This window comes from Rhodococcus sp. 3258, assembly GCF_031456475.1.
GTDB lineage: Bacteria > Actinomycetota > Actinomycetes > Mycobacteriales > Mycobacteriaceae > Rhodococcoides > Rhodococcoides fascians.
Genome location: NZ_JAVDUT010000004.1, coordinates 312,463 through 335,870 on the forward strand (window position 1 = coordinate 312,463; position 23,408 = coordinate 335,870).

Here is a 23,408-nt window from a genome sequence, read left to right on the forward strand (position 1 = left end):
TCGGCCGTCAACTCGCACTCGGAGCCGGGACGGATCAGGTGTACTTGATCTCGAGACCGATCCCGAGGATCGCGATGAGCCAGATGAGGCCGGTGAAGACAGTGAGGCGGTCGAGGTTCTTCTCGACGACCGTGGAGCCGGACAGGCTGGACTGCACGCCGCCACCGAACAAGCTGGACAGACCGCCACCCTTGCCGCGATGCAGCAGGATCAGCAAGATCAGCGCCAGGCTGGTGATGACCAGCAGAATATCCAGAAACAGATCCATGTCCACCTCAAACTCGATTCGATGCCCTCAGCAGCCTACCTGGCCCCGCGAACGACTTCGGACACCCCGCCGAAGCGAGGTGTCCGAAACCAGTTCTGTGCAGCGGTGACGATGGCCGATCAGGGCAACGGTCCGCCTGCGGCAATCGCCGACAATGTGGCGAACTCGTCCGCCTTGAGCGAAGCGCCACCGACCAGCGCGCCGTCGACGTCGGGCTGACCGACGATCTCGCCGACGTTCTTGGCGTTGACCGAACCGCCGTACAGCACGCGGACGCCCGCGGCGACCTCGGCCGACGCCAATTCCTTCAATTCCTCCCGAATGGCACCGCACACTTCCTGAGCGTCCGACGCCGAGGCCACGCGTCCCGTGCCGATGGCCCATACCGGCTCGTAGGCGATGACGACCTTGGCGATGTCGTCGGCCGAGAGCCCGTCGAGCGAACCGCGGAGCTGAGCCACGTTGTAGGCCACGTGCTCACCGGCCTCACGAATGTTCAGACCCTCGCCGATGCACACGATCGGTGTGAGCCCGTTCTTCAGGGCAGCCTTCGTCTTCGCCAGAACGACGGCATCGTCCTCGCTGTGCAACGTGCGTCGCTCGGAGTGGCCGACGACGACGAAGGTGCATCCCAGCTTGGCCAGCATCGACCCGCTGATCTCGCCCGTGAATGCGCCGCTGTCCTCGGCGGAGACGTCCTGCGCACCATAGGTGAGCAGGAGCTTGTCGCCTTCGATCAGCGTCTGGACGCTGCGGATGTCGGTGAACGGCGGAATGACCGTGACGTCCACCTTGTCGAAGTACTTCTCGGGCAGCGAGAAGGCGATCTTCTGCACCAGCGAGATGGCCTCGAGGTGGTTGAGGTTCATCTTCCAGTTGCCCGCGATGAGCGGCTTACGTGCCATGCGTTACGCCTCCAGGACGGATAGACCGGGCAGCTGCTTGCCCTCGAGATATTCGAGGGATGCACCGCCACCGGTGGAGATGTGCGAGAAGCCGTCGTCGGGCAGCCCGAGGGTGCGTACCGCAGCCGCGGAATCACCACCACCGACCACGCTGAACGCGCCCTTCTCGGTGGCTCCGATGATCGCCTCTGCGATGCCCTTGGTACCGGCCGAGAACTTGTCGAACTCGAAGACGCCTGCAGGTCCGTTCCAGAAGATCGTCTTCGCATTGGACAGCACGACGGCGAAACGACTGACCGAATCCGGTCCGATGTCCAGACCCATCCAGCCGTCCGGAATTTCGGATGCCTTGACGGTCTTGGACTCGGCGTCCGCCGCGAACTTGTCTCCGACGACGATGTCGACCGGAAGGTGAATCACGTCGCCGAAGCGTTCGAGCAGGTCCTTGCAGACCCCGATCTGATCCTCCTGAAGCAGCGAGTTACCGACCGAATAGCCCTGCGCCGCAAGGAAAGTGAACGCCATGCCGCCGCCGATGACGAGGGTGTCGACCTTGGGAGCCAACGCCTCGATGACGCCGAGCTTGTCCGAGACCTTGGAGCCGCCGAGCACCACCGCGTACGGACGAGCCGCATCCTCGGTCAGCTTGGCCAACACCTCGACCTCGGCCGCGACGAGTGTGCCCGCGTAATGCGGAAGCAGCTGCGCCACGTCGTAGACCGACGCCTGCTTGCGGTGCACGACGCCGAATCCGTCGGAGACGAATGCCGCATCGTCGCCGGCCAGAGCAACGAGCTCACGAGCCAGTGCGGCTCGCTCGGACTCGTCCTTGCTGGTCTCCCGCGGATCGAAGCGGATGTTCTCGAGCAGCAGTACGTCGCCGTCGGTCAGGCCCTCGGCGCGTGCCTCGGCGTCCTGACCCACCACGTCTCCCGCGAGCTGGACGTGCCGGCCGAGCAGTTCGCCGAGCTTGGCAGCGACCGGAGCCAGACTGTACTTCGCATCGGGCTTGCCGTCGGGGCGACCGAGGTGAGCGGTGACGATGACCTTCGCTCCGGCTTCGACCAGTGCACGAAGGGTCGGAATCGACGCCTGGATGCGGCCGGGGTCGGTGATCGTGCCGTCCTCGAGCGGGACGTTGAAGTCCGATCGCACGAGGACGCCACGTCCTTCGACACCGGCATCGAGCAGATCCTGCAGTGTCTTGACAGCCATCGGTGTCAGAGGGACTTGCCGACGAGACCGATGAGGTCGGCGAGGCGGTTGGAGTAGCCCCACTCGTTGTCGTACCAGGAGACGATCTTCACCTGGTCGTCGATGACCTTGGTCAGCGGCGCGTCGAAGATCGACGAGTGCGGATCGGTGACGATGTCCGAGGACACGATGGGATCGGTGTTGTACTTCAGGATGCCCTTCAGCGGGCCCTCCGCGGCAGCCTTCATCGCGGCGTTGATGTCCTCGGCGCTGGCCTTCTTCTTCAGCAGAGCGGTCAGGTCGGTGACCGAGCCGGTGGGGATCGGCACCCGAAGTGCGTAGCCGTCGAGCTTGCCGAGCAGCTGCGGGAGAACCAGGCCGATGGCCTTGGCTGCACCGGTACCGGTGGGGACGACGTTCAGAGCTGCGGCACGTGCACGACGCAGATCGCTGTGCGGGCCGTCCTGCAGGTTCTGATCCTGCGTGTACGCGTGAATGGTCGTCATGAGACCCGAGACGATGCCGAACTCGTCGTCGAGAACCTTGGCGATGGGGCCGAGGCAGTTGGTGGTGCACGACGCGTTGGAGATGATGTTCTGGCTGCCGTCGTACTTGTCGTCGTTGACGCCCATGACGATGGTGATGTCCTCGCCCTTGGCGGGCGCGGAGATGATGACCTTCTTGGCACCGGCGTCGATGTGACCCTGAGCCTTCGCAGCGTCGGTGAAGATGCCGGTGGACTCGACGACGACGTCGACACCCAGGTCACCCCACGGAAGTGCGGACGGTCCCTCACGCAGCGACAGAGCCTTGATCTTCTGGCCGCCGACGACGATGGTGTCTTCGCCTTCGAGCGAGACGTCGTGCGGCAAGCGGCCCAGGATCGAGTCGTACTTGAGCAGGTGTGCGAGCGATGCGTTGTCGGTCAGGTCGTTGACAGCAACGATTTCGATGTCGGTGGTACCGAGCGCCTTCTGCGCGTCGACAGCCCTGAAGAAGTTACGCCCGATGCGGCCGAAGCCGTTGACGCCTACCCGGATCGTCACTGTTCGCTCCTAAAAGTTGTGAAAACAGATGTCTGGTCGTGCCTGCATGCGGGGTGCCACACGCGGTTCCTACCCTAGTGTGCGCTCCGGCGGAGCGCGCGCATCACTCGATCGAGGCGCTCTACGCCTCGTCGAGCAGCTCTGCGGTGACCGCCGACTCGGTGTCGGGTATCCCGGTCTCCTTCGCTTTCCGATCGGCCATGGACAGCAGACGCCGGATCCGACCGGCCACCGCATCCTTGGTCATCGGCGGGTCGGCCAACTGACCGAGTTCCTCCAGTGAGGCCTGGCGGTGCTGAACCCGAAGCGAACCTGCCGCAGCGAGATGATCGGGTACGTCGTCGCCGAGAATGTGCAGAGCCCGCTCGACGCGAGCGGCGGCCGCAACCGCGGCCCGAGCGGACCGGCGCAGGTTGGCGTCGTCGAAGTTGGCCAGACGGTTGGCGGTGGCCCGCACCTCGCGGCGCATCCGGCGCTCCTCCCACACCAACCGGGTGTCCTGAGCGCCCATGCGCGTGAGCAACGCTCCGATTGCTTCGCCGTCTCGTACGACGACTCGATCGGTGCCGCGCACCTCACGTGCCTTGGCTGCCACTCCGAGGCGCCGAGCGGCACCGACGAGGGCGAGCGCTGCTTCGGGCCCGGGGCAGCTGATCTCGAGCGCGGACGACCGGCCCGGCTCGGTGAGCGAGCCGTGGGCGAGAAACGCGCCGCGCCACGCGGCCTCGGAGTCGCCGACCGTGCCGCCCACGACCTGAGCGGGCAGGCCACGCACGGGACGTCCACGGAGGTCGAGCAGCCCGGTCTGGCGGGCCAGAGCCTCACCGTCCTTGGCCACGCGCACCACGTACCGAGACGTCTTGCGCAGGCCTCCGGCACTGAGCATGTGGACATCCGAAGAGTAGCCGTACAGCTCGAAGATCTCGCGTCGCAGCCGCCGTGCGATGGAGCCGAGATCCACCTCGGCCTCCACCACCACTCGACCCGCGACGATGTGCAACCCGCCGGCGAAACGCAGCAGGGCGGACACCTCGGCCTTGCGGCAGCTGACCTGACTGACGGTGAGCCTGCTCAGCTCGTCCTTGACCTCCGCTGTCATGGCCACGAAGTGATCCCCTCTCTGCGCGCCGCTGTCGGTACCGAGCCGTCGGTGGACGACACGATGGCTCCGAGAGCAGCAGCCAGCTTTCCGTAATGATGTGCGTGAGTGCCGGTTTCGGCAACGTCGACGTAGACGACCCCAGCGCCGAGCCGGGCCGCGGCGCGCGCAACGTGCTCGCGGTTGCTGCCCTCCGGGACCGAGGCAGAATCGACCAACACGTGGTCGATTCCCAAATCAGGTGCGTGTTGGGAGAGTACGTGGACATGTCGCTCGGCGGAGAATCCGGTGGTCTCCCCCAGCTCCGGTGCCAGGTTGAGGACCAGTACCTTGGGCGCGCTCGTGCGCGCCAGTGAAGCGAGCTGATCCGGCACCAGAACATGGGGAATGACACTCGAGAACCACGATCCGGGACCGAGCACGACCAGGTCCGCCGCGGCGATGGCGGCCAGCGCCGCCGGCGTCGCAGGCGGATCCGGTGGCAACAGACGCACGCGTCGAACCTTGCCGGGCGTCGTGGCGACGGCGACCTGACCGCGAATGACGCGACTCACGCGTGGGTCGTCCTCGAGGCCGGACACATCGGCTTCGATGTCGAGCGCAATCGGTGACATCGGCAGCACTCGTCCGTCGATACCGAGCATGTGCACCATCTCGTCGAGGGCAGCTATCGGGTCGCCGAGTACTTCGGTGAGCCCGGCGAGCACCAGATTGCCCACCGAGTGGCCGGCCAAGGCACCGGTGCCCCCGAATCGGTGCTGAATGACGTCGGTCCACAGCTGGGTCCTGGCGTCCGAGCGCGCCAGGGCAGCCAGCGCCATCCGGAGATCGCCGGGCGGGATGACGCCGAGTTCTGCCCGCAGACGACCCGAGGACCCGCCGTCGTCGGCGACCGTCACGACTGCAGTGACATCGCTGCTGAGCAGCCGAGCTGCCGACAGCGTCGCGTACAAACCATGGCCGCCGCCCAGAGCGACGATCTTGGGACCCGATCCCGATACCGGACGGTGCGGAGTATCGCTCATTCGCGGCCCAGATCACGGTGCAGGACGCGGACCGATACGTCCCCCTGTTCGGCGAGAATACCGGCCAGGGCCTCCGTCATCGCGACGCTTCGGTGTTTTCCTCCGGTGCAGCCCACGGCCACCGTCATGTATCGCTTGCCTTCCCGCACGTATCCCTCGATGGTCAGATTCAACAGGTGCGTGTACGTCTGCAGGTAGTCGTGCGCCCCGTTCTGTCCGAGGACGTAGTCGCGCACATCCGCGTCCTGACCGGTGTGTTCGCGCAGTTCGGGCACCCAGTGCGGATTGGGCAGAAAACGCACGTCGCAGACCAGGTCGGCATCCATCGGTAAGCCGTACTTGAAGCCGAAGGATTGGACCGTCACGCCGACGCCGACAGTGTCGGAGGCCCCGAAGACCGTTTCGATCTTGCGCCGAAGCTGGTGCACCGACAACGAGGTCGTGTCGACGGTCAGGTCGGCGGCCGCCTTGACCTGCGCGAGCCGTAGTCGCTCGGCCGTGATCCCCTCGGTCAGAGTTCCGTCCTGGCCGTCGTTCTGCAACGGGTGACTGCGCCGATTCGATTCGAACCGCTGGACCAGCACGGCGTCGGACGCATCCAGGAACAGCACGCGATTGCGCACACCCTTGGAGTCGAGTTCCTTGACCACCCAGCCCAGATCGCCGGTGAACAGGCGGCTGCGCACGTCCATCACCAAGGCGAGACGCTCGATACGGGGCTGCGACTCCAGCCCGAGATCGACCATCTTGGAAATGAGCTCGGGCGGCAGGTTGTCGGCCACGTACCAACCCAGATCTTCGAGAATCTTGGCGGCCGTGCGCAACCCGGCGCCGGACACGCCCGTGACCAACGCCACTTCGATGCCGTCGTGCGGCGAATCTGCCCGCTCGTCGGGGTTTCCGGGGTGCGGCTCGGACGGAGGGTGTGCCTGTGTCTGTTGTTCGCTCACTACGAAGCCTGTCCCGCCGATTTAACACGCGGTTCGATCGCATGGTCGGCCGTGTTCTCGCCCGGTGTCGTTGCCGTTGCGCTGCCATCATCGCCTACATCGGCCCCGCTCGGGTCGGAACCCAATGCGGCCAGCACCGACTTGGCGGTAGTGGTGCCGATTCCGGGGACCTCGACGATTTCTTCGACCGTTGCCTTCTTGAGATTGGCCACCGATCCGAAGTGCGCCACCAGCGCGGTTCTCCTCGACTCGCCGAGCCCGCGCACCGAGTCGAGGGCCGACGCAGTCATACGGCGCGATCGCTTGCTCCGATGGAAGGTGATGGCAAATCGGTGCGCCTCGTCGCGCACTCGCTGCAGGAGGTACAGAGATTCGCTCGTACGCGGCAGGATCACCGGATCCTCCTCCCCCGGTACCCACACTTCTTCCAGTCGTTTGGCGAGCCCGACGACGGCGACGTCGGTGACACCGAGTTCGTCCAGCACTGCTGCGGCAGCTGCGACCTGCGGTGCACCGCCGTCGACGACGAACAGGTTGGGCGGATAAGCGAACCTGCGTGGCCTCCCGGTTTGGGGATCGAGCGCGGCTTCGGGAGCAAGATCGCCACCGCTCCCGACAGCATTGGCTCCGTCTGCGGAATGACGGAGGAAACGACGGCGGGTCACTTCGGCGATGCTGGCGACGTCGTCGGAGTGCCCGTCGCCCGCCGCTTCCTTGATCGCGTAGTGGCGGTAGTCGCTCTTGCGAGGCAATCCGTCCTCGAACACGACCAGTGACGCGACCACATCGGTGCCCTGTACGTGCGAGATATCGATGCATTCGATTCTCAGCGGCGCCGAATCGAGGTCGAGCGCCTCCTGAATACCTTGCAGCGCAGCAGATCTCGATGTGAAATCACCCGCACGCTTCAGCTTGTGCTGCTGCAGAGCCTCTTTGGCGTTGCGTTCGACGGTCTCGGCCAGTGCCTTCTTGTCGCCGCGCTGCGGAACCCGCAACGTGACGTTGGATCCACGCAACTCGCTGAGCCACACCTGCACTTCGTCGGCGTTGTCCGGTAGCACCGGCACCAGAACCTCGCGAGGAACGGCGTTGGACCCGCCGTCGTCGGTGCCCGGGGTCTGCGCGGACAACGCCGCCTGTTCGCCGTAGAACTGGGTGAGAAACTGTTCGACGAGGGCGGGGAGGTCGGCCTCGTCCTGCCGTTCGATCACCTCACCCGCCTTCTCGACCACCCACCCGCGCTGTCCCCGTACGCGGCCACCGCGGACGTGGAAGACCTGAACGGCGGCTTCGAGGGCGTCGGTGGCGAATGCGACCAGATCTGCGTCGGTACCGTCACCGAGCACCACGGCCTGCTTCTCCAACGCCCGACGCAGCGCGCCCACGTCGTCACGTAACCGTGCCGCGGTCTCGAAGTCGAGATCCTCCGAGGCCGCCTGCATCCTCTTCTCGAGCTGTCGCACGAGTTTGTCGGTCTTGCCGGCCAGGAAGTCGCAGAAGTCCTCGACGGTACTGCGGTGTTCTTCGGCACTGACGCGTCCCACGCACGGCGCCGAGCACTTGTCGATGTACCCGAGCAGGCAGGGGCGACCGATCTGGTTGTGCCGCTTGAAGACTCCGGTCGAGCACGTTCGTGCCGGGAACACGCGCAGCAGCAGGTCGAGCGTCTCGCGAATGGCCCACGCATGAGCGTAGGGACCGAAGTAGCGCACGCCCTTACGGCGGGGTCCGCGGTACACGAACAGGCGTGGGAATTCCTCGTTCATCGTCACCGCGAGCATCGGGTAGCTCTTGTCGTCGCGGTAGCGGACATTGAACCGTGGATCGAATTCCTTGATCCAGTTGTACTCGAGCTGCAGTGCCTCGACTTCGGTGGTGACCACCGTCCACTCCACGGACGCCGCGGTGGTGACCATCTGCCGGGTCCTCGGATGCAGCGAGGCCACGTCGGCGAAGTAGGAATTGAGGCGACTGCGCAGGCTCTTGGCCTTGCCTACGTAGACGACGCGACCGTGCGGATCGCGGAATTTGTACACGCCCGGTTCCACCGGGATGGTTCCGGTGGCCGGACGATAGGTAGCGGGGTCGGACACGCCTTCCACGTTAGCGGTCGGGTCCGACGTTCTCCGCATCTCCAGCTCAGCAGCGGTGCACGAGAGCGTGCGGCAGAGAGTCAGTCCTGATCGACGCGAGCGGGCGCGTACTCGCGCTCGAGCGCACGGAACTTTCGAACGGCCGCGACGGCGTGCTCACGATCGTTGGACTGGATGGCCATCACATTGATGAACTCGTCATCGGGGATGTCGACCCTGGCCCACATCGCCCCGTCGGGAAATGACAGGCCGCGCACGAGGTCCCACTCGATCATCCGCTCCGAGAACACGTTTCGGACCGCCACACCTGCCGGACCGACGCGAATGCGCGGGCGGGTGAGCAGCAGAGCCAGGCCCGCCAGCAACACGCCTATTCCCGCCATCGCCAGCTGATCGGCGGTCCTGAAATAGACCCCGGTCGGCGACACCCGAAGCAGCACCGCGACAGTCGAGTGAGCGACGACGAGCAACACCGCGGCAGCGATCGCGTACCGGGCCGACTTACGGGACTTCACTTCCATGTCCCATTCGGACGGGGATTCGTCGCGCGTCATTGGAAGTCCTGATTCGTCCACGGCTGCCGGAGGTGCTTGAGGGTCAGGGCCGTGTCGATGGCGGCCGCGGTGGCCTGCCCACCCTTGTCCTCGAACGAGTCGGGCAGACCGGCGCGATCGAGCGCCTGCTGCTCGTCGTTGGTGGTGAGCACCCCGTTGGTGACCGGAGTGCCCTCGTCGAGCGATACCCGTGTCAGGCCGGCTGTGACGGCATCGCAGACGTACTCGAAGTGCGGTGTGCCGCCGCGGATGACCACGCCGAGAGCGACGACGGCATCGTGGGTGCGAGCCAGGGCCTGGGCGACGACGGGTAGTTCGATGGCTCCGGCGACGCGAATGACCGTGACGTCGCGTACCCCGGCGGACTCGGCTTTGCGGAGCGCACCGGCGAGCAGCGCCTCGGAGATCGTCCGATGCCACTGACCGGCCACGACAGCCAACTTCAGATCACTCGCGCCTGCCAGCTGAAGGGTGGGTTCGCCGTCGCCGCTCATGGGTTGACCCCGTTCTCGCGGACAGGAGTGGAGCCTGCGGGGTGTGCGGGGTCATTTTGCTCGAAGTCGTCCAGGCCGACCAGGTCGTGGCCCATGCGGTCGCGTTTGGTGCGCAGGTAGGTCAGGTTCTCGGCGTTGGCGCGCAACGGCATCGGCACCCGCTCGGTGACGTGCAGGCCGTAGCCGTCGAGCCCGACTCGTTTGGCCGGATTGTTGGTGAGCAGGCGCATGGACGAGACCCCGAGGTCGACGAGGATCTGGGCACCGATTCCGTAGTCGCGGGAGTCTGCGGGCAGACCGAGCTGCAGGTTGGCGTCGACGGTGTCCGAGCCTGCGTCCTGGAGTTGGTAGGCCTGGAGTTTGTGCAGCAGGCCGATTCCGCGTCCTTCGTGTCCTCGCATGTACAGCACGATTCCCCGGTCCTCGGCCGCCACCATTTCGAGGGCGGCGTCGAGCTGTGGGCCGCAGTCGCAGCGCAGCGATCCGAAGACGTCGCCGGTGAGGCATTCGGAGTGCACCCGGACCAGCACGTCGCTGCCGTCGGCGTCGGGGCCGGAGATGTCGCCGCGCACCAGCGCGACGTGTTCGACCTCGTCGTAGATGCTCTGGTAGCCGACGGCCCGGAACGTGCCGTGGCTGGTGGGGATTCGCGCGTCGGCGACGCGGACGACGTGCTTCTCGTGCTTACGGCGCCACGCGATCAGATCGGCGATCGAGATCAGTGCGAGGTCGTGTTCGTCGGCGAACACCCGCAGCTCGTCGGTCTGCGCCATCGCTCCCTCGTCCTTCTGGCTGACGATCTCGCAGATGACTCCGGCGGGGCGGAGGTCGGCCATGCGGGCGAGGTCCACGGCCGCCTCGGTGTGCCCGGGGCGACGCAGTACGCCGCCTTCCTTGGCGCGCAACGGGACGACATGGCCGGGGCGGGTGAAGTCGTTCGCTCCGGTGTCGGGGTCCGCGAGCAGGCGCATCGTGGCTGCTCGGTCGGAGGCGGAGATACCGGTTCCGATACCTTCTCGCGCGTCGACGGTGACGGTGTACGCCGTTCCGTGTTTGTCCTGGTTGGTGGCGAACATCGGCGGCAGGCCGAGTCGGTCGCAATCCTCACCGGACAACGGGACACAGAGGTAGCCCGAGGTATAGCGGACCATGAAGGCAACCAGTTCCGGGGTGGCCTTCTCGGCGGCGAAGATGAGGTCGCCTTCGTTCTCGCGGTCCTCGTCGTCGACGACCACCACTGCTTTGCCCGCAGCGATGTCCGCAACTGCGCGCTCGATACTGTCGAACCTGGTCACGAAAGTGCGCTCCATAGGTCTCGGGCCTGGCTCAGCGCCCTGGAAATGTCTCCGATGCACCGTTACCTGCGTGCACTTCAACAGTACTTACTGTGCGTCGATCGCCTGCAGCCGCTCCACGTACTTGGCGATGACGTCGACTTCGAGGTTGACCGGTGAACCCACCTCGGCCGTGCCGAGTGTGGTCAGGTCGAGCGTGGTGGGGATCAGCGAGATCTCGAACCAGTGCCCGCCGTCGTCGACTCCGAGCCCGGACACGGTGAGCGAGACACCGTCGACCGTGATGGATCCCTTCTCGACGACGTAGCGCGCTACCGACGTGGGCATGGTGATGCGCACGACGGTCCAGTTCTCGGACGGGCTGCGTCCGGCTACCGTGCCGGTTCCGTCGACGTGTCCTTGGACGAGGTGCCCGCCGAGCCGGCTACCGAGTGCCGCTGCGCGTTCGAGGTTGACGCGACTGCCGACATCCAGAGCGCCGAGGCTCGATCGGTTCAACGTCTCCTGCATGACGTCGGCGGTGAATCCGCCGTCGGGAAGTACTTCGACGACGGTCAGACACACTCCGTTCACCGCGATGGAATCCCCGTGGCCGGCATCGGAGGTCACCACCGGGCCCCGGACGGTGAAGCGAGCGGCGTCGGGCAGTTCGTCCTTGGCCACGATCTCGCCCAGCTCTTCGACGATTCCGGTGAACATCTACTTCGCTCCTTCGGGCACGACACTCAGAAGAACGTCGTTGCCGATCATGGTGACTGTCTCCGTGCGGAACCGAATTGCGTCGGCAATTGTTCCGATCCCCGCATTCTCCACCGCAGCCGGGCCGGCCCCCAACACCGCAGGTGCGATGTAGGCGACAACGCGGTCCACGAGACCGGCGGCGAGGAACGCGCCGGCCAGAGTCGGACCACCTTCTATCTGGATGTCGGTGTACTCGCTCAGCGCGTCGATCACCGCAGCCGGGTCGTGTGTGTCCAGAAACACCGTCGGTGCCTCCGGACCCCGGATCGCGGCGGTCGCCGGTACGGGCCTCGATCCGACGACAACTCGAACCGGCTGAAGCGATGCCAGGGTGCCGTCGGGGCGACGGGCGGTCAGCCGTGGATCGTCGGCCAGTACGGTTCCGGTTCCGACGACGATGGCGTCGAGCTTGGCCCGTTCGGCGTGCACGTGCGCCCGCGCCTCGGGTCCGGTGATCCACTGGCTCGTTCCGTCGGCGGCGGCGCTGCGTCCGTCGAGCGTCGCGGCGTACTTCCAGGTGACGTGCGGCCGGCCGGTGCGTTGTTTGTGCAGCCAGGCCCGCAGTGGCCCCTGCTGTACCTCGCGCGTCCCCACGCCCTGTTCGACGCGAATCCCGGCGTTCCGCAGTGCGTCTGCCCCGCCGGACGCGAGCGGGTTCGGATCCGCTACCGCGAACACGACCGACGCGACCCCGGCTGCGACGAGGGCCTGCGAGCACGGTCCGGTGCGGCCCGTGTGGTTGCACGGCTCGAGTGTCACCACCGCGGTGCCGCCGCGCGCACGGTCGCCGGCTTCGGTGAGTGCGACGATCTCGGCGTGCGGGCCGCCGGGTGGACGGGTGGAGCCGGTGCCCACGACGAGGCCGCGGGCGTCGAGGATCACGGCACCGACCGCGGGGTTGGGGCTACTGATGCCCCGAGCGGCCTCGGACGCCTCGACGGCCAGAGCCATCGCCTCGACGACCGACACGGCCGGGCCCGGGGCGTCGGTCACGACAGGTGGTGCGATGCGCGGGCGGCCCGGCCACGGAGATCACGCACTGCGGCGGCGGGATCGGCGGTGTTGTACACGGCCGAACCGGCCACGAAGCAATCGATGCCGGCCTCGGCGGCCTGCTCGATGGTGTCGGAGTTGATGCCGCCGTCGATCTCGACCACCAAGCGCAGATCTCCGGAATCGACAAGTGCCCGAACAGCTTTGGCCTTGGATAGCACTTCGGGCATGAACGACTGCCCGCCGAAACCGGGCTCCACACTCATCACCAGCAGAGTGTCGAAGTCGCGCAGAATCTCGAGGTAGGGCTCGATCGGGGTGCCCGGCTTCACCGACAGGCCGGCTTTCGCACCGGCGGCCCTGATGTCGCGCGCCACGGCGCTGGGGTCATCCGTTGCTTCGGCGTGGAACGTGACGTTGTATGCCCCGGCCTCGGCATACGGCGGGGCCCAGCGCGCCGGATCCTCGATCATCAAGTGGCAATCGAGGGGAATGCTCGTTGCTTTGAGCAGACTTTCGACCACCGGTAGCCCGAGGGTGAGGTTGGGGACGAAGTGTGCGTCCATGACGTCGACGTGGAGCCAATCGGCCCCCGCGACGGCATCGGCTTCGGCGGCGAGGCGCGCGAAATCGGCGGACAGAATCGAGGGAGCGATCATCGGGGAAACCACGACTGGTGAGCCTAGTCGAGCCGGTATCGTGCCGACATGGCCACCATGGACTCCGCGGGCGCCGTCCTTGCCGAATTGCCCGAAGTCACCGAAAGCGTTCGGTACGGGAATCCCGCCTGGGGCATCGGCAAGCACGTGTTCGCGTGGGTACGACCGTTCAGCAAGGCTGACCTGAAACGATTCGGCGACGAGACCCCGCCCGCCGGACCGATCCTGGCCGTCAGGACTGCCGACCTGCACGAGAAGGAAGCCATCCTCGCCGCACATCCGCGCTCGTGCTTCACGATCCCGCACTTCGACGGGTTCTCTGCCGTTCTGATCGACGTCGACAACGCCGAGGACGACGAACTGCGCGAACTCCTCGTCGACGGGTGGCTGGTGTACGCACCCGCAGACGTGGCCGAGGCGTTCCTGGCCGGAGGGTGATCAGACCGGCTTGCGCAGCGCCGCCATGAACATCGCGTCGGTACCGTGCCGATGCGGCCACAGTTGCACCGACGGGCCGTCGCCCAGTTGCGGTACGCCCGGCACGAGCGCGCGGGTGTCGAGCTGTTCGACGCCGTATCGGCGTACGGCGTCTGCAACGACGGCCGCTGTTTCGGACAGATGCGGCGAGCACGTCGAGTACAGCACCACCCCGCCGGGCCGGACCAGATCGATCGCTGCCGCCAGCAATTCCTTCTGCAGGGTGACCAATGCCGCCACGTCGGACGGTTGGCGACGCCACCGCGCTTCGGGGCGACGACGCAGCGCTCCGAGACCGGTGCACGGCGCGTCGACGAGCACGCGGTCGTAACCCGCGTCGAGTCCGGACTCGCGGCCGTCGACGATGTGCACCGTCACCGGTAGGTCCTTGGTGGTCTTGGACACGAGGTCGGCGCGGTGCGGGGTCGGTTCGACGGCGTCGACCCGTGCACCGTCGATCTCCGCCAGGGCGCCGAGCAGGGCGGCCTTGCCGCCCGGACCGGCGCACAGGTCCAACCATCTGCCACTGTCGTCGCCGAGCAACGGTGCCAACGTCAGCGCGCGGCCGACGAGCTGACTGCCCTCATCCTGGACTCCGGCCAGTCCGTCCCGGACGGCATCGAGCTTGCCGGGGTCGCCGCCGTCGAGGTGCACCGCGTACGGCGAATAGGGACCTTCCTCTCCCCCGGTGATCAGCGCCAATTCTTCGGCGGAAATCTCTCCCGGTCGCGCGACGAGGTGGACCGAGGGACGCGCGTCGTCCGCCTCGAGGACCGCGGCGAGTTCGCCGGCATCGGCTCCGAGCGCATCGGCGAAGGCCTGCGCAATCCATTTGGGATGGGCGTATTCGAATGCCAGGTGACCGACCGGATCCGCCGTCGTCGCCGGTGCCAGCTCGTCGACCCACTGCGTTGCGGTTCGCTCGGACACTCGTCGCAGCACAGCATTGACGAAACCTGCCTTGCCGGAACCGAATTCGGAGCGGGCGAGGTCCACCGACGTGGCGACGGCTGCATGCGGGGCAACCCGGGTGCGCAGCAACTGATAGGCCCCGAGCCGAAGGATGTCGAGCAGTGGTCCGTCGATCTCTGCGGCAGGCCGCCCGGCCGCGTGCGCGATCACGGCGTCGAGCACACCACGCGCGCGAGATGCGCCGTAGGCGAGTTCGGTGGCCAGCGCGGCATCGCGAGAGTCCAACTTGCGCTCGCGGAGCAAACCGGGCAGCACCAGGTTCGCGTAAGCATCGCGCTCCCGCACCGCTTTGAGCACGTCTCTGGCCGCACGCCGTGCCGGATCGATCGCGTCGACCGCACGGGGTCCGGTGCCCTGCGGCGGCCGGTTCCCTTTGGGCCCACGTGCCCCCGGTGACTTCTTGACGTACTTGCGGGGCTGGCTCGACTCGCGCTTACGAGGCCTGTCGGGCTCTGTCATCGTGCCACCGCCGTATCGTCCAGCCGAGCGCCGCGCGCCCAGTCGAGTGCCCTCATGACCTTCTTGCCCTGAGGTTGAATATCACCGAGAACGACTGCGCCGGTTCCGGTTCCGATGTGTACACCGGTCTTGCGTACGTCGATCGTTCCCGGCTCCAACGTGTCCGGCGACAGCTGAACAGGAGCGATCTTGACGCGGAGATCCCCGATGGTCGTCCACGCGCCCGGGGCCGGTGTGACGGATCTGATGTGTCGGTCGACGAATGCCGCGGATCTCGTCCAGTCGATGCGCGCGGCATCGACTGTCACTTTGCTCGCGTAGGACACACCGTCCTCGGATTGCGGTAGCGCTGCCGCCGTTCCGTCCTCGATCGCGTCCAACGTCGCGGCGAGCAAGTGGGCTCCGCTCGACGCCAGACGCCCGAGCAGATCACCCGTGGTGTCGGAATCCCGAATCCGTTCGGTGGTGACACCGAGTACCGGACCGGTGTCCATCCCGACGTCGAGAAGGAACGTCGATGCGCCTGTGACGTCGTCGCCCGCGGCGATCGCGGCCTGTACCGGTGCCGCGCCACGCCACGCGGGCAACAGTGAGAAGTGCAGGTTGATCCAGCCGTACCGAGGTATGTCGAGTACCTGTTGCGGCAACAACGCGCCGTACGCAACGACCGGGCACACGTCGGGGGCGAGGTCGGTCAGCGCCGCCACGAACTCCGGGTCCGACGGCCTCGCGGGAGTGAGTACCGGGATGCCGTGCTCGTCCGCCAACACTCCTACGGGCGAGCGCACGGTCTTGCGTCCACGGCCGGCTGCGGCGTCGGGCCGGGTGACCACGGCGATCACCTCGTGCCGTTCGGACTCCACCAGTCGCGCGAGTGACGGGACCGCGGGTTCCGGTGTTCCGGCGAAGACGACGCGCACTGAAGGCAACTCCCTGGGATGGACGAAACGATGTCGGTTGTCCATCCTAGGGAGTCACGGCAGCGTGCGACGATTCCGCACCGACGATCACGTCGCGTCGGTGCTGTCGGAACTGTCGGAAGCGTCCTCCGCGAGGATGCGATACAGCGATCGGCGCGCCTCGATGAGCACCTCGGCTGCCTGGTCGACCTGACGCACGGTTCCGACTCCGGCCACCTGACCGGCCGCTCCCATCAATTGTCCGATCAGTGCCCGAAGATCACGCGCATCGATGCCGACGGAATCGGCTACGTCGTCCCAAGGACTGCCGAGATCTGCTCGATGGTCGTCGACATGACGCCTGCCCTCGGCCGTCAGTGCTGCCGTCTTCCGGCCGGCCACCTTGTCGATCAGCACCAAGCCCTCGTCTTCGAGCTGCGACAAGGCCGGGTAGATCGATCCCGGGCTCGGCTTCCAGGTTCCGTTGCTCTTCTCGGCGATCTGCTGGATGAGTTCGTAACCGTGCATCGGCCGGTCCTCGAGCAGCAGGAGGATCGCAGCGCGGACATCGCCACGTCGGCCCCGACCGCCTCGGCCCCGACCACGACCGAAGTCGGCATTCGGCCCGAAACCGCCGGCCCCGACACCACCGGGCCACATACCGTCACGCCCCCGCCCGACAGGACCTCCCCGACGTCTGCCGTGTTCTCCGTGACCTCTCCTTCCCCGACCTCTCTCGTGTCGTTCTCCGCCGTCTGGTTCTCCGTCTTCTGCCGGGCCGTGCTCGTCGTCCCGCGCAACCCACATCTGGAACGGCGCGCCGCGTCGGCGCGGGTCTCCGTGCCGATTGCCTGCGAAAGACCCCATTCGGGGACCTCCGCGGCGTCCGAATTCGTGTGCAAAGCCTTCGAATGCGTAATTCATCTCGTTCTCCTTCGTATCGATTGAACAAGTCGACGATATATCGACAATAGAACTTTGACAAGGCCCTGAGGTTGCCTCTCTATCTGGACGACGGGAACGCAACAGGACAGAGAAAGCCCATCACCCGATCCGAATGGGATCGATCTGAATCCGTACGCCCGCGCCGAGCTTCTTGGCGCTTCGGGACGCCTGCGCAGTCGACAGCGCTCGCGCCAGCGCTGCTCCGGTGCTTCGCGGAACCCGGATCAGGAGCCGCTGCACGTCTCCGGACAACCCGTCCTCGCCGCTACCCGCAGGTGCGCGTTGACCGTCCGGGAGATCGACGGGACCCAGTACCTCGACCGTCTCGGGTAGATCTGCACTGTCGACCAACGCTGTTATCGCGTCAGTGGTCCCGTCGATCGCCGCCACGTGAACGGCCGGTGGAAACCGAACCTCGACTCGTTCGTCCAGCTGACTGCGCGCGTGCCACAGCGGATCCCAGCGCACCAGGGCCTGGACGGTGGGGATCTCGGACTCGGCCACCACGACCACACGTCCCCCAGCCGCCCCGGGCCGAACCATCGACGCAGCCGTCATCCAGCGGCGCAGTGTCTCTTCTGCCGCACGCAGATCCGCCCGGCCCAGCAGCGCCCAACCGTCGAGCAGCAGCGCGGCGCCGTATCCGCCGTCCACGGTCGGCTCGGCACCGACGGTCGACACCACGAGCGAACCACCGGGGCGCACGGTATCGAGGACGGTGGCCCCACCGGAGTTGTGTATCGGCACGCCAGGGAAGGCGCGGCCGAGCTCCTCGGCCGTGCGTCCCGCTCCGATCACCACGGCGCGCAGGTTGCGAGACCCGCAGACCGTGCAGCGGTGTGCGGCATCGGCGATTCCGCACCAGGAACACGTCGGGCTGCCCGCGCCGTCGCTGCCCGGAGCCGAGGGCAGGGCGAGCGGACCGTTGCAGCGTCGACACCGAGCCGGATGGCGGCACTTCGCACACGCCAGCGACGGAACATAACCGGCGCGTGGAACCTGAACCAGCACAGGGGTATCCGCTTTCAGCGCCGCACGTGCGGCCTCGAAAGCGATCGCCGGTAGCCGCGCGACCCGGGCTGCCGGATCCCGAGCGAGCGCGTGGTCCGAGTCGGCCAGCGCGACCACGTGAGGTTGCCGTTCACGCACCAGCTCACGTGGGGCGACCAGGTCGTGGGCCCAGCCGGAATCGACGAGAGCCTCGGCCTCGGCCGTCCGGGAATGTCCGCCGACGACGACCGCGGCTCCCGACACGTGCGCGCGGAGCAACGCCACCTCACGTGCATGCGGATACGGTGAGCGTGGTTCGGCGAAACTGTCGTCGCCGTCGTCCCAGATCGCGATCAGGCCGAGGTTCGACACGGGCGCGAACACCGCACTGCGTGTGCCCACCACGACAACGGGGCCCGACCTCAGACAGCGCAACCATTGCCGGTACCGCTTGGCCGGTCCCAAACCGGCCGACAGCGCCACCACACGGTCGGCCCCGACTGCCGCAGCGCACGCGCCCTCCAGACGATCGAGATCCCGTTGGTCGGGCACCACGACCACTGCGGACCGTCCGCTCCCCACTGCGACGGCAGCCAATTCGGCCAATCGAGCGGGCCACACCTCGCCGGGTAGGGCCTGCCACACCGCACGCGGAACACGGTGCTCGCCAAGGGCATCGAGGAAATTGGAGCCATGGGTATACGCCGCCCAGCCCGTGCGATCGACGACCGGCTCTGCTGCCTCGTCGACGACCGGAGGGGGCTCTGCCTCGACCCGTGCGTGGCGAGCCGGAACCGCCAGACGCAGCACATCCGCTCGCGTTCCTGCGTAGCGATCGGCCACCGCCGACACCAACTCGGCGATCTCGGGAGTCAGTACGCGCTCGGCGGACACGACCCGGTCGAGCCAGCCGAGACGACCGGGATGGTCGGTCTCGGCCAGCCTGGCGAGTAGGAACCCGTCGACGAGCCGGCCGGCAAAACGAACGCGTACCCGCACACCGGGCTGGGCATCGTCGCTGGCGTCCTCGGGAACGAGGTAATCGAACTCGCGGTCGAGGTGCGGCAGCGGAAGCATCGGAAGAATGCGCGCGATCGGCAGATCGGCTGCCGCTACCGGCGTCACACCAGCCACCGCACCTCCTTCTCGATCGTCACCTCACACTCGTCGTGGGAGCACCGAGCCGGTGCGAACAGGGTACGTGCGGCAGCATCGCTGCCGAAGTGGAGGGACCTACAGGCCTGCCGCATCCCGGAGCTTGTCGGCACGATCGGTGGATTCCCACGGAAGATCGATGTCGGTACGTCCGAAGTGACCGTACGCGGCCGTCTGCGCGTAGATCGGGCGCAGCAGGTCGAGGTCGCGGATGATGGCACCGGGACGGAGGTCGAAGACCTCGCTGATCGCCGCCTGAATACGCGCGGGATCGGTCTTCTCGGTGCCGAACGTCTCGACGAACAGACCGACCGGTGCTGCCTTGCCGATCGCATAGGCCACCTGCACCTCGATGCGGTCGGCCAGACCGGCTGCGACCGCATTCTTGGCGACCCACCTCATCGCGTATGCGGCGCTGCGGTCGACCTTCGACGGGTCCTTGCCCGAGAATGCTCCGCCGCCGTGCCGAGCCATGCCGCCGTACGTGTCGACGATGATCTTTCGGCCGGTCAGACCGGCGTCTCCCATCGGACCACCGAGCACGAACTTTCCGGTGGGATTGACCAGCAACCGGACGTTCGAGGTGTCGAGAGTCGGTACGTCCAGCTCTGCGAGTACCGAGCCCAGGACCTTCTCGCGGATGTCGGGAGTGAGCAGGTTGTCGAGGTCGATGTCTGCTGCATGCTGCGTCGAGATCACGACGGTATCGAGACGAACGGCGTCGTCCCCGTCGTACTCGATGGTGACCTGAGTCTTGCCGTCCGGACGCAGATACGGCAGCACACCGCTCTTGCGAACCTCGGTCAGTCTCCGAGAAAGCCTGTGTGCCAACGCAATCGGCAGCGGCATGAACTCGGGTGTATCGGTGTTGGCGTAGCCGAACATCAATCCTTGGTCGCCGGCACCCTGACGGTCGATCTCGTCGTCGGACAATCCCTCGACGCGGGCCTCGTGCGAATGGTCGACGCCCTGCGCGATCTCGGGTGACTGCGCGCCGATGGCGACGTTCACACCACAGGAGTTTCCATCGAACCCCTTGGCGGACGAGTCGTACCCGATCTCGAGCACCTTCTCGCGCACGATCTTCGGGATGTCCGCGTAGGCGGTGGTGTTCACCTCACCTGCGACGTGGACCTGGCCCGTGGTGACGAGCGTCTCCACCGCCACTCGGGCTCGCGGATCCTCGGTGAGAAGAGCGTCGAGGATGGAATCGCTGATGGCGTCACAGATCTTGTCTGGATGACCTTCTGTAACGGACTCGCTGGTGAAAAGCCGACTACCGGACTTGCTCACGGACTTCCTCTCGACGCATGTTCTTGGCCCGACCCGACGGCTGATGCCGGCCGAGCACTCCACGAAAAATTGATGTTCCCTCGGTGTTATCGCCCCTGTGGGAGCCACGCAAACCTTTACGGCGCTGTCGCCCTGGTACCCAGAACGCTAGCTGCTACGACATCGATCGTGCACCCTCGACATCAGCGGGTATCCGAAGTGGGCCGCGGATCACGGGAGCGAAGCATCTGGGCGACCGAATCCAACACCCTGCTGGCGAGCAGAGCTTTCGAGCCCTCCCCCAGCGCGGCCTCGGAGCCGTCGGATCCCAACAACCAGCCGTCGTTGTGGTCGACCTCGAAGGCCTTGCCGTCACCCACCGCATTGACGACGAGCAGATCGCAGCCTTTGCGTTCGAGCTTGGCTCGCGCGTAGGTGAGCACGTCACCGTCGGCGTCGCCCGTCTCGGCGGCGAATCCGACGATCACCGTCGACGATCGGACGTCTCCGCTGTGCCGAGCCGACACGAGACCGGCGAGGATGTCGTCGTTGCGGACCAGAGGAATCGACGACGGTTCGTTCGAGCCCTTCTTGATCTTGCTGCTCGCGATGGACTCGGGTCTGAAGTCGGCGACCGCAGCCGCCATCACCACTGCGTCGACGTCGGTCGCATGCGAGCGCACCGCGTCCTGCATATCGGACGCGGTCTTCACGTGGACCACATCGACCGCCGCGGGTGCCTCGAGGTCGCTGGTGTAGCCGGCGATCAAGGTCACGTGGGCACCGCGCTGGGCTGCGACTCGAGCCAGCGCGTACCCCTGCTTGCCGGAACTCCGATTCCCCAGAAAACGAACGGGATCGAGGGGTTCCCGCGTACCACCGGCCGAGATCAGAATTCGCCGTCCCTCGAGATCGCGCGGCATCGCGTCCGCACGTTCGGTCAGCAGCATGGCGAGAGCGAAGATCTCCTCGGGCTCGGGCAGTCGGCCCGAACCGGTGTCGCGTCCCGTCAACCGGCCGGACGCAGGCTCGATCACCTGGGTACCGCGCGATCGGAGCGTGGTGACGTTCGCGACGGTGGCCGGGTGTTCCCACATCTCCGTGTGCATGGCCGGGGCCAAAACGACGGGGCACCGAGCGGTCAGCAACGTCGCGGTGAGCAGATCGTCCGCCCGCCCGCCCGCGATTCGAGCCATCAGGTCTGCGGTGGCCGGCGCGACGACGACGAGATCCGCTTCCTGCCCCAGCCGGACGTGCGGCACTTCGGGCACATCGGCGAACACGCCGGTGTGCACCGGCTGGCCGGACAATGCCTCGAATGTTGCGCGGCCGACGAATTCGAGCGCCGACGCAGTCGGAATCACTCGAACCTGATGGCCGTTCTCGGTGAATTTTCGAATGAGCGCACAACTCTTGTAGGCGGCGATACCACCGCCTACTCCGACGACCACATGCACGTCAGGTGTCCCCTGTCGGGTTCTTATTCGCCTTCGGTGTGCTCGAGGAGGTCTGCGTGAATCTCGCGAAGCGCGATGGACAGCGGCTTTTCCTGTAGACCGGGCTCGACCAACGGTCCCACGTATTCGAGGATGCCGTCACCGAGCTGGTTGTAGTAGTCGTTGATCTGGCGTGCACGCTTGGCCGCGTAGATGACGAGGGCGTACTTCGACGAGGTGCGCGCGAGCAATTCGTCGATGGGTGGATTGGTGATGCCGAGCGGCGTGTCGTAGGCCGGCAGAGCGCTGCGTCCGTCGAAGTCGGAAACGGCCGCTGAAGTGCTGCTCACTGATGATCTCCTGAAATTGCATCGTTGGTGCTACGAACTAGCTGGTCGGGGCCTCGTGCGCCGTGAAAATGGTCAGCTGTTACCGACCGACGACCTACCGACCAACAAGGATACCAACTGTTCGCACGAATGGTCGACATCGGTGTTAACAATGACCGTGTCGAACTCGTCCTGTGCCGCCAATTCCACCCTTGCCGTTTCCAACCGGCGCTCGGTGGCGGCGCTCTCCTCCGTCGCTCGGCCGACCAGTCGAGAGACCAGGTCTTCCCACGTCGGCGGTGCCATGAACACGAGCAGAGCTTCCGGCTTGGACACCCGAACGGCCCGTGCCCCGGCCAGGTCGAGCTCGAGCAGCACCGGACTGCCGGCCTCCAATGCGGCATCCACCGCGGCAGCAGGAGTTCCCGACCGCTGCAGGCCGCCGTGGATACTCGCCCACTCCAACAACTCGCCGTCGGCGATCATCCGGTCGAACTCCTCGGCCGACACGAAGTGGTAGTCCTGACCGTCCACCTCGCCAGGCCGCGGCGATCGCGTCGTGACCGACACGCTGAAGACCAGCTCCGGTAGCGCCGCGCGCACGAGCCGAACGACACTGGACTTGCCGACGCCGGAAGGGCCGGACAGCACCACCAACCGGCCCCGCTTCTTCTCCGGCACGGACGTCGCCGCAGTGTCACTCACCGTCGTCAGGCCTCGAAATCGAACTTCGTCAACAGCGCTTTGCGCTGCCGATCCCCGAGTCCGCGCAGTCGACGAGTGGGCGCGATCTCCAACTCCGTCATCAGCTCCGCGGCCTTGACCTTGCCCACCTTCGGCAACGCCTCGAGCAATGCAGATACCTTCATCTTGCCGAGAATCTCGTCCGTCTCGGCGTCCTTGAGAACCTGCTTGAGGTCGGTGCCGCCGCGCTTGAGGCGTTCCTTGAGCTCGGCGCGAGCCTTGCGGGCGATAGCTGCCTTTTCGAGGGCAGCAGCGCGCTGCTCGGGGGTCAACTGGGGAAGGGCCACTGTCGGTTCCTCCGTCTTCTCGTTTCGGGGCGAGCGACCGGTCCGATCAGGATCGGTACGCCGCTCATCGGTAGGTGCCTGCCGAGGACCATCCGTGCAGGGATTCCCGGTCGATTCGCATTGTCGT

At 66.4% G+C, this 23,408-nt stretch carries 24 protein-coding genes; 1 reads left to right on the forward strand and 23 read right to left on the reverse strand.

Annotated features, from left to right (window positions below; translation table 11 throughout):
• Positions 1-34: 34 nt before the first annotated feature.
• The 14 genes from secG to rpe all read right to left on the reverse strand — a co-directional run bounded on the left by secG (position 35) and on the right by rpe (position 13,328).
• Positions 35-268 carry a preprotein translocase subunit SecG gene (gene secG, locus J2X62_RS15085; protein WP_027497008.1) on the reverse strand — a complete coding sequence of 78 codons (234 nt, stop codon included), beginning with the start codon at positions 266-268 and terminating at the stop codon, positions 35-37.
• Between the two features lie 119 nt (positions 269-387).
• Positions 388-1,173, reverse strand: coding sequence for a triose-phosphate isomerase (gene tpiA / locus J2X62_RS15090; protein ID WP_027497007.1), 786 nt, complete (start codon positions 1,171-1,173; stop codon positions 388-390).
• A 3-nt stretch (positions 1,174-1,176) separates the two neighbouring features.
• Entirely contained in the window at positions 1,177-2,388 is a 1,212-nt protein-coding gene (locus J2X62_RS15095) for a phosphoglycerate kinase (protein WP_027497006.1), read from the reverse strand.
• Positions 2,389-2,393: 5 nt separating this feature from the next.
• On the reverse strand, positions 2,394-3,413 hold the full coding sequence (gap, locus tag J2X62_RS15100; RefSeq protein ID WP_008716538.1) for a type I glyceraldehyde-3-phosphate dehydrogenase: 1,020 nt from the start codon (positions 3,411-3,413) through the stop codon (positions 2,394-2,396).
• A 121-nt stretch (positions 3,414-3,534) separates the two neighbouring features.
• Positions 3,535-4,518 (reverse strand): DNA-binding protein WhiA, encoded by a 984-nt coding sequence (gene whiA / locus J2X62_RS15105; protein WP_027497005.1) that lies wholly within the window; start codon positions 4,516-4,518, stop codon positions 3,535-3,537.
• Positions 4,509-5,537: a uridine diphosphate-N-acetylglucosamine-binding protein YvcK gene (yvcK, locus tag J2X62_RS15110; RefSeq protein ID WP_052053305.1), complete on the reverse strand. Its 1,029-nt coding sequence runs from the start codon at positions 5,535-5,537 to the stop codon at positions 4,509-4,511. The genes whiA and yvcK overlap by 10 nt, the downstream gene beginning before the upstream one ends.
• On the reverse strand, positions 5,534-6,400 hold the full coding sequence (gene rapZ / locus J2X62_RS15115; RefSeq protein WP_032365838.1) for an RNase adapter RapZ: 867 nt from the start codon (positions 6,398-6,400) through the stop codon (positions 5,534-5,536). The genes yvcK and rapZ overlap by 4 nt, the downstream gene beginning before the upstream one ends.
• A gap of 86 nt (positions 6,401-6,486) precedes the next feature.
• Positions 6,487-8,580 carry an excinuclease ABC subunit UvrC gene (uvrC, locus tag J2X62_RS15120; protein WP_310181512.1) on the reverse strand — a complete coding sequence of 698 codons (2,094 nt, stop codon included), beginning with the start codon at positions 8,578-8,580 and terminating at the stop codon, positions 6,487-6,489.
• Positions 8,581-8,660: 80 nt separating this feature from the next.
• The gene (locus J2X62_RS15125) at positions 8,661-9,134 is read right to left on the reverse strand and encodes a PH domain-containing protein (RefSeq protein ID WP_027497001.1); all 474 of its coding nucleotides are present in this window, start codon (positions 9,132-9,134) and stop codon (positions 8,661-8,663) included.
• On the reverse strand, positions 9,131-9,628 hold the full coding sequence (gene ribH / locus J2X62_RS15130; RefSeq protein WP_032382074.1) for a 6,7-dimethyl-8-ribityllumazine synthase: 498 nt from the start codon (positions 9,626-9,628) through the stop codon (positions 9,131-9,133). Before ribH ends, J2X62_RS15125 begins: the two co-directional genes overlap by 4 nt.
• Positions 9,625-10,923, reverse strand: coding sequence for a bifunctional 3,4-dihydroxy-2-butanone-4-phosphate synthase/GTP cyclohydrolase II (locus J2X62_RS15135; protein WP_094643253.1), 1,299 nt, complete (start codon positions 10,921-10,923; stop codon positions 9,625-9,627). The genes ribH and J2X62_RS15135 overlap by 4 nt, the downstream gene beginning before the upstream one ends.
• 87 nt (positions 10,924-11,010) lie before the next feature.
• On the reverse strand, positions 11,011-11,622 hold the full coding sequence (locus J2X62_RS15140; protein WP_027496999.1) for a riboflavin synthase: 612 nt from the start codon (positions 11,620-11,622) through the stop codon (positions 11,011-11,013).
• On the reverse strand, positions 11,623-12,615 hold the full coding sequence (gene ribD, locus J2X62_RS15145) for a bifunctional diaminohydroxyphosphoribosylaminopyrimidine deaminase/5-amino-6-(5-phosphoribosylamino)uracil reductase RibD (protein WP_310181798.1): 993 nt from the start codon (positions 12,613-12,615) through the stop codon (positions 11,623-11,625). It abuts the gene before it with no gap.
• A gap of 38 nt (positions 12,616-12,653) precedes the next feature.
• Positions 12,654-13,328: a ribulose-phosphate 3-epimerase gene (rpe, locus tag J2X62_RS15150; protein ID WP_032365752.1), complete on the reverse strand. Its 675-nt coding sequence runs from the start codon at positions 13,326-13,328 to the stop codon at positions 12,654-12,656.
• A 36-nt stretch (positions 13,329-13,364) separates the two neighbouring features.
• Here rpe and J2X62_RS15155 point away from each other — a divergent pair, with 36 nt between their 5' ends.
• Complete coding sequence (locus J2X62_RS15155) at positions 13,365-13,754, forward strand: MmcQ/YjbR family DNA-binding protein (protein WP_094643180.1); 390 nt, start codon at positions 13,365-13,367, stop codon at positions 13,752-13,754.
• Here the strand turns inward: J2X62_RS15155 and J2X62_RS15160 are convergent, their stop codons facing one another.
• The 9 genes from J2X62_RS15160 to mihF all read right to left on the reverse strand — a co-directional run bounded on the left by J2X62_RS15160 (position 13,755) and on the right by mihF (position 23,281).
• Positions 13,755-15,224: an RsmB/NOP family class I SAM-dependent RNA methyltransferase gene (locus tag J2X62_RS15160; RefSeq protein WP_032400775.1), complete on the reverse strand. Its 1,470-nt coding sequence runs from the start codon at positions 15,222-15,224 to the stop codon at positions 13,755-13,757.
• Complete coding sequence (fmt, locus tag J2X62_RS15165; protein WP_032372469.1) at positions 15,221-16,144, reverse strand: methionyl-tRNA formyltransferase; 924 nt, start codon at positions 16,142-16,144, stop codon at positions 15,221-15,223. The genes J2X62_RS15160 and fmt overlap by 4 nt, the downstream gene beginning before the upstream one ends.
• A gap of 87 nt (positions 16,145-16,231) precedes the next feature.
• Positions 16,232-16,651, reverse strand: a complete 420-nt coding sequence (locus tag J2X62_RS25460; RefSeq protein WP_032365748.1) for a PadR family transcriptional regulator — start codon at positions 16,649-16,651, stop codon at positions 16,232-16,234.
• Positions 16,652-17,167: 516 nt separating this feature from the next.
• Positions 17,168-19,135: a primosomal protein N' gene (locus J2X62_RS15175; RefSeq protein WP_310181803.1), complete on the reverse strand. Its 1,968-nt coding sequence runs from the start codon at positions 19,133-19,135 to the stop codon at positions 17,168-17,170.
• Between the two features lie 156 nt (positions 19,136-19,291).
• A complete protein-coding gene (metK, locus tag J2X62_RS15180; RefSeq protein ID WP_032365746.1) occupies positions 19,292-20,506 on the reverse strand; it encodes a methionine adenosyltransferase in 1,215 nt (404 codons plus the stop codon).
• 182 nt (positions 20,507-20,688) lie between these two features.
• A complete protein-coding gene (gene coaBC, locus J2X62_RS15185) occupies positions 20,689-21,942 on the reverse strand; it encodes a bifunctional phosphopantothenoylcysteine decarboxylase/phosphopantothenate--cysteine ligase CoaBC (protein ID WP_032391445.1) in 1,254 nt (417 codons plus the stop codon).
• 23 nt (positions 21,943-21,965) lie between these two features.
• Positions 21,966-22,271: a DNA-directed RNA polymerase subunit omega gene (gene rpoZ, locus J2X62_RS15190; RefSeq protein ID WP_008716576.1), complete on the reverse strand. Its 306-nt coding sequence runs from the start codon at positions 22,269-22,271 to the stop codon at positions 21,966-21,968.
• 72 nt (positions 22,272-22,343) lie between these two features.
• Positions 22,344-22,955 (reverse strand): guanylate kinase, encoded by a 612-nt coding sequence (gene gmk / locus J2X62_RS15195; RefSeq protein WP_037219334.1) that lies wholly within the window; start codon positions 22,953-22,955, stop codon positions 22,344-22,346.
• A 5-nt stretch (positions 22,956-22,960) separates the two neighbouring features.
• Positions 22,961-23,281 (reverse strand): integration host factor, actinobacterial type, encoded by a 321-nt coding sequence (gene mihF, locus J2X62_RS15200; protein ID WP_027496987.1) that lies wholly within the window; start codon positions 23,279-23,281, stop codon positions 22,961-22,963.
• Positions 23,282-23,408: the final 127 nt, after the last annotated feature.

What these genes read in the sequence shown, in the direction of transcription:
- J2X62_RS15160 (WP_032400775.1), bottom strand. Translation starts at nt 15,224, where the DNA reads ATGACAGAGCCCGACAGGCCTCGTAAGCGCGAGTCGAGCCAGCCCCGC.
- tpiA (WP_027497007.1), bottom strand. Translation starts at nt 1,173, where the DNA reads ATGGCACGTAAGCCGCTCATCGCGGGCAACTGGAAGATGAACCTCAAC.
- J2X62_RS15125 (WP_027497001.1), bottom strand. Translation starts at nt 9,134, where the DNA reads ATGACGCGCGACGAATCCCCGTCCGAATGGGACATGGAAGTGAAGTCC.
- J2X62_RS15175 (WP_310181803.1), bottom strand. Translation starts at nt 19,135, where the DNA reads ATGCTTCCGCTGCCGCACCTCGACCGCGAGTTCGATTACCTCGTTCCC.
- J2X62_RS15095 (WP_027497006.1), bottom strand. Translation starts at nt 2,388, where the DNA reads ATGGCTGTCAAGACACTGCAGGATCTGCTCGATGCCGGTGTCGAAGGA.
- ribH (WP_032382074.1), bottom strand. Translation starts at nt 9,628, where the DNA reads ATGAGCGGCGACGGCGAACCCACCCTTCAGCTGGCAGGCGCGAGTGAT.
- J2X62_RS15155 (WP_094643180.1), top strand. Translation starts at nt 13,365, where the DNA reads ATGGCCACCATGGACTCCGCGGGCGCCGTCCTTGCCGAATTGCCCGAA.
- secG (WP_027497008.1), bottom strand. Translation starts at nt 268, where the DNA reads ATGGATCTGTTTCTGGATATTCTGCTGGTCATCACCAGCCTGGCGCTG.
- J2X62_RS25460 (WP_032365748.1), bottom strand. Translation starts at nt 16,651, where the DNA reads ATGCACGGTTACGAACTCATCCAGCAGATCGCCGAGAAGAGCAACGGA.
- J2X62_RS15140 (WP_027496999.1), bottom strand. Translation starts at nt 11,622, where the DNA reads ATGTTCACCGGAATCGTCGAAGAGCTGGGCGAGATCGTGGCCAAGGAC.
- yvcK (WP_052053305.1), bottom strand. Translation starts at nt 5,537, where the DNA reads ATGAGCGATACTCCGCACCGTCCGGTATCGGGATCGGGTCCCAAGATC.
- ribD (WP_310181798.1), bottom strand. Translation starts at nt 12,615, where the DNA reads ATGGCTCTGGCCGTCGAGGCGTCCGAGGCCGCTCGGGGCATCAGTAGC.